5 protein-coding genes are annotated in these 4,659 nt (G+C 76.6%); 1 reads left to right on the top strand and 4 read right to left on the bottom strand.

Translation table 11 applies throughout. The features are described 5' to 3' along the window. Positions 1-101: 101 nt before the first annotated feature. Genes C1I99_RS29525 through C1I99_RS29510 form a run of 4 tightly spaced genes read right to left on the bottom strand, consistent with a single transcriptional unit; the run spans position 102 to position 3,107 of the window. A complete protein-coding gene (locus C1I99_RS29525; protein WP_111137461.1) occupies positions 102-905 on the bottom strand; it encodes a CpaE/TadZ family protein in 804 nt (267 codons plus the stop codon). A 2-nt stretch (positions 906-907) separates the two neighbouring features. Beyond that, positions 908-1,567, bottom strand: a complete 660-nt coding sequence (locus tag C1I99_RS29520; protein WP_111137460.1) for an SAF domain-containing protein — start codon at positions 1,565-1,567, stop codon at positions 908-910. Continuing rightward, positions 1,564-2,547 (bottom strand): hypothetical protein, encoded by a 984-nt coding sequence (locus C1I99_RS29515; protein WP_438941463.1) that lies wholly within the window; start codon positions 2,545-2,547, stop codon positions 1,564-1,566. The genes C1I99_RS29520 and C1I99_RS29515 overlap by 4 nt, the downstream gene beginning before the upstream one ends. Continuing rightward, positions 2,541-3,107, bottom strand: coding sequence for a hypothetical protein (locus tag C1I99_RS29510; RefSeq protein WP_111137464.1), 567 nt, complete (start codon positions 3,105-3,107; stop codon positions 2,541-2,543). Before C1I99_RS29510 ends, C1I99_RS29515 begins: the two co-directional genes overlap by 7 nt. Positions 3,108-3,790: 683 nt before the next feature. Between C1I99_RS29510 and C1I99_RS29505 the strand changes: the two genes are divergently transcribed. Beyond that, positions 3,791-4,540 (top strand): prepilin peptidase, encoded by a 750-nt coding sequence (locus tag C1I99_RS29505; RefSeq protein WP_233512786.1) that lies wholly within the window; start codon positions 3,791-3,793, stop codon positions 4,538-4,540. Positions 4,541-4,659: the final 119 nt, after the last annotated feature.

Genomic DNA, 4,659 nt, shown 5'->3' with positions numbered 1-4,659 from the left:
GCGCCGGGGCGGGGCTGTGGTGCCCGCCGTTCGGCGGGGCCAGCGGCGGTGCCGTGGAGGTGGCGCCGGGCGGCTGCCGCCGCGGGTCGGTGGAGACCGGTTCAAACCGCATCGGGCAGCACCCCCTGCGTCACCGGCCAGGCCAGCCGGGCCCGCCGCCGTTCCAGCAGCGCCCCGATCGGCACCTCCAGCGCGCCGGCCGCGCGGGTCAGTGGCCGCCCGGCCCGCACGGTGCCACCCAGGGTGAGCACCTCGGCGGTACGCGGGTCGTGCGGCAGCCGGGCGATCACCGGCAGCCGCAGTGCCTTGCTGATCTCGCCGCGCCCGTGGCCGTCGCCGACCAGCAGCAGCCGCAGCGTGCCCGGCGGCACCCGGTGCTCGGTGAAGTCCCGCTCGATCGCCCTGACCATCGCCCGGGTGCCGGAAAGGTCGGGCAGGTGGGCCCGGCTGACCACCAGCACCACCGAGGCGGCCCGCAGAATCGGCCACGGCGGGCCGGCGACGTGCAGCCGTCCACAGTCGACGAGCACATCGTACGGCGGGTCGCCGCGCTCCAGGCCGGTGAAGAAGTCGGCGAACCGCTGCCAGAGCGGGGTGACGCTGCCGGCCTGGGCGGCGTCGACCACGCCGGGCAGCAGCAGCCGTTCCCGTTTCGGGGCGTCCAGGTCGACCAGCTGCGACCAGAACGCCGTCTCCAGGTTGCCGTCGCGCAGCTCGCCGACGGCCAGTTCGCCCAGGCCCCGGCGGCCGTCGAGCGCGCCGCCCAGGTAGCCGGCCAGGATCGAGCCGCCGGCCGGGTCGCACTCGGCGAGCACCAGCCGCCGGTGCCAGGTCAGCGCGCAGGCCAGGCCGGTGGTGGTGACGCCCGGCGAGCCCTTGGCCGACACCAGCGCGATGATCGCCATGCTCAGGCCGCCCCGGTCAGGACGACGGCGATCCGCTCCTGTGCCGACAGCGCCACCACGGCCGGCACGTCCCGTACGGCGAGCGCCAGGTAGACCACCACCTCGTCGTCGTCCTCGGCCTTCGCGGTGTCGATCACGATCGCCTCGAACCGGGTCGCGGCGGCCGGGGCGCGGTCGTCGTCCCGGCCCGGCGTGCTGACCAGCAGGACCTTGTCGCCGGGGTGGAGCTTGCGGGCGGGCACCTCGGCGGGGCCGAGGCCCAGCGCGAGCTGCTGCTGGCCGGGGCCGAGCAGCGGGTCGTCGGTGAGCTGGGCCATGGTCAGCAGGGTCCCGGGGGTGAGCGAGACGGCGGCCCGCTTGCCGACCACCTCGTTGAGCCGCGTGGCGGGCACCGGCGCCAGCCCCTGGCCGCCGGCCACCTGCACCGGCACCAGGTCGTCGGCGCCGATCTGCCGGCCGACCTCGACCGGGCGGGCCACCGCCAGGTAGCTGCCGGTGGCCCGGACCGAGGTGACCGCGAACGCCGCGCCGAGCCCGCCGAGCGCGATCAGCAGCACGGCCAGGCCGAGCAGCCCGGGCCGCATCCGGCGCTGCCGGACCACCCGGGGTGGGGCGACCGGCGCGTCCACCGGTCCGGTTCCGTCGCGCGTCGCCAGGCTCACTCTGACACCACCTGAAGTTCGTTGATCTGGATCGGGACGGTGCCGCTGGTCCGGGTGACCGGGATGACGCCGTCCTCGCCGCCCCCGTGCCAGGTCACCGTCCAGTACGTGGTCGCGCTGACCCGGTAGGTGCCGGCCTCCGGGTAGCCGCTGTCGTAGCCGCAGTCGGGGGAGGGCCTGCCGGCGTACGGGCCGGTGGCCGTGTAGGGGGTGCCCGGGCCGGTGCAGGTGACCTTGCGCCCGTTGCCCATGTCCCAGACGATCCGGTCGGCCCTCGCCTCGATGGAGACGGTCAGGCCCCGGTCGGAGGCGGACGCGTGCAGCGGGCCGAAGTAGCCGGCGCCCGGGCTGGCCCACATCCACACCGGCAGCCCGACCAGGCCGGGGCCCTTGCTACGGCGGGGCGCGACCGCCACCCGGGGCGGGAGCAGGCTGATCGAGGCGAGCGCCCGCCGGGCCAGTTCCTCCGGGTCCGGCGGCGCGCCGTAGCCGGGCGGTGGGGCGTCCAGCAGCACGGTGTCCTGGGCGCCGAGGTCGCCGCCGTTGCAGGTCCGTACGTACCACTGCTGGCCCGGGGGCGCCTCGGGCTGCGGCTCGGCCAGCTTGTAGTAGCAGCCGCTGCCGTTGTCGAACCAGCCCAGCACGTCGTCGTAGCAGGGGAGGGTGCGGCCGTTCCACTGGCACTTCCCGACGCCCCCGCCGCCGGAGTCGCCGCCGCCGGTGTTGCCGCCGCCCGGCCCGCCGGGGGTGCCCGGGTCGTCGTCCCAGACGCTGCAGTCGTGCTGCCCGGGCGGGCACTCGGCACCGGGGTCGGCGGCCTGCCCGGCCGCCAGCGCCGGCACGGCCGCCCCGGCTGCCAGCAGCAGGGCCAGGGCGAGCCCGGTGAGCGCCCGGCGGGCCGCCCGGCCGCTGCCGGTGCCCGCCGACGCCCGGGCCCCGGTCGGCCCGGCGGGGGCGACCCTTCCTCCCCGGGTCAGCACGGCTGGTCCTCGTGGGCCGCGCCGGCACTGATCAGCCAGCGGCCGTCGGGGTAGCGGGTGGCGGTGGCGGTGGCCAGGTGCCGGGCTCCGCCGCTGCCGGGGACGACCCGCTGGTCCCGCGCGTAGACGAGCCGGTAGCCGGTGGCGTCCAGGCAGTCCTGGATCTCCACGGTGGCCGGAACCGAGTCCAGGTTCACCGAGACCACGGTGGGGTCGGAGACCAGCGTCCCGGTGCGCATCGCGCCGTGCTCCCGCGCCGCCCTGATGGCCAGCCGGACCCGGGTCAGCAGCGGATCGGCGAGGAATCTGGTCAGGTCCGGATGGTGCGGGTCGCTGCGCCGGCTCGCCGCCCGGGACGCGTCCAGGTATCCGGAGTACGCGGCGAGCGCCGCCTGCCCGGCAGCCTGCTCGTCGGCGTCGCGTGGCACGGGGGCGGCCGGCTTCCGGTCGGCCGTCGTGCCCGCGGTCGTCTCCGGTGCGGCACCGCAGGCCGTGGCGGAGCCGACCGCCGCGACGGCGAGCAGGCCGATCGCCGCCCGGTTGAGCTGGCGTCCTCGCACCCTCGTGCCCTCCTCGGTGGTGACCCGGGGCCGCGGTCGCGGGGTCTCCGGGCATGCGGGAGCGCGGCCGAATGCGCGCATCCGGACCTGCGAGAAAGCGCCACCGCATTTACTGCTATGGATCTTTATGAATGCAAAGCGCGGTGCCGTCCGGTGGTTTCGTCGAGGGGTTGCACGGCACCCAAGGGGCGAGCATAGGCTCACGTCCGCCGATGCAACAGAGGCAATTCAATCGAACACTCTCAGTGATGACAGGTGGTGATCGCGGTGGCCAGGCGCAGCCGCAGGGGACCGGGCGACGGAATCCCGAACGCCGACCCGAGCGGAGGGCGTACGGGAGGGTGGTCTGGCCGACTGATCCGGGCGGGAGCCGGGGGCAGCTGCCCCGGACGTGATATCTGGTCCGATCCGTCCCCCGGTCGAAGGCCGCGCTATTCAATTCCCGTGGGATTCCCGTCGGTCTCGCCGGCTCGTACCCGCAGCGCGGCCGGCCGGCCCGCTGGCAGGGGCGGACGTCGCCGCGCTCGTTACCGGGCCGGAACGCCGGAACTACTGTCCGTGTCGGGCTGTGATGGGCGGGGGGAGTGGGCGCCGTGGCGCTGACCGACCCGACGCTCCCGTCCGTCCCGACGGACCGCCGCTCCACCCCCCGCCGACGGCGGACCGGCACCCCGGTCGGCCAGATCCCGCCGGCGGCGGCTGCCGTACGGCGCGGTGGGCTGCTGGCCGCCCTCGCGGTCGTCCCGGTGCTCCGGCTCGCGGTGGTCCGGCACGCCGTACCGCCGGGAAGCGCCCGCCGGAGCGGCTGCGACGCCTGCGGCGCGCCGATCAGCGTGGGACGGCCGTGGCCGGCGTTGGGCCCGGCGGCCCGGTGCGGCGGCTGCGGCGCCCGGGTCGGCCCGCCACCCGGCACCGTCGAACTCGCCGCCGCCGCCGCGGCGGTCGCGGTGCTGGTGCTGCCGCGATCGTCCGGCGGTGAGCTGGCCGCGATGGTCTGGTGGCTGGGCTGGGCCGTGCCGCTGGTCTTCGTGGACGCGTCGGTGCACCGGCTGCCGGACCGGCTCACCGTCCCGGCCGCGGCCGGGACCTGGCTGCTGCTCGGCACGGCCGCGCTGACCGGGGCGGGGGTGACACCCTGGGTGCGGGCCACGGTCGCCGGGCTCGGGTTGGCGCTGTTCTTCGCCACCACCACGCTGCTGCTCGGTCGCCGTGGCTTCGGCCTGGGCGACGCCAAGCTGGCCCTAGGTGCCGGTGCCCTGCTCGGCTGGTCCGGCTGGGCGGTGCCCGTGCTCGGGTTGCTGCTCGCCCTCGTGCTCTCCGGGCTGGTCGGTCTCGGGCTGCTGCTCACCCGCCGGGTCCGCTGGTCCAGCCACCTCCCCTTCGGGCCCTACCTCGTCCTCGGCACCGTCGCCGCCCTGCTCCTGGTCGGCTGACCGGGGGCTCAGCGGCGGGCGGGACGGCCGAGCACGTCGGGCACCGGACGCTCGGCGTGGCGGGCTCGGCGGCGGAGCAGGTCCGTGGTGGGGCGGGCGGCCGCGGCGCGAGCACGGCG

This window comes from Micromonospora deserti (assembly GCF_003236335.1).
GTDB lineage: Bacteria > Actinomycetota > Actinomycetes > Mycobacteriales > Micromonosporaceae > Micromonospora > Micromonospora deserti.
This window is presented reverse-complemented; position numbering and strand designations above follow the sequence as displayed.

What these genes read in the sequence shown, in the direction of transcription:
- C1I99_RS29525 (WP_111137461.1), bottom strand. Translation starts at nt 905, where the DNA reads ATGGCGATCATCGCGCTGGTGTCGGCCAAGGGCTCGCCGGGCGTCACC.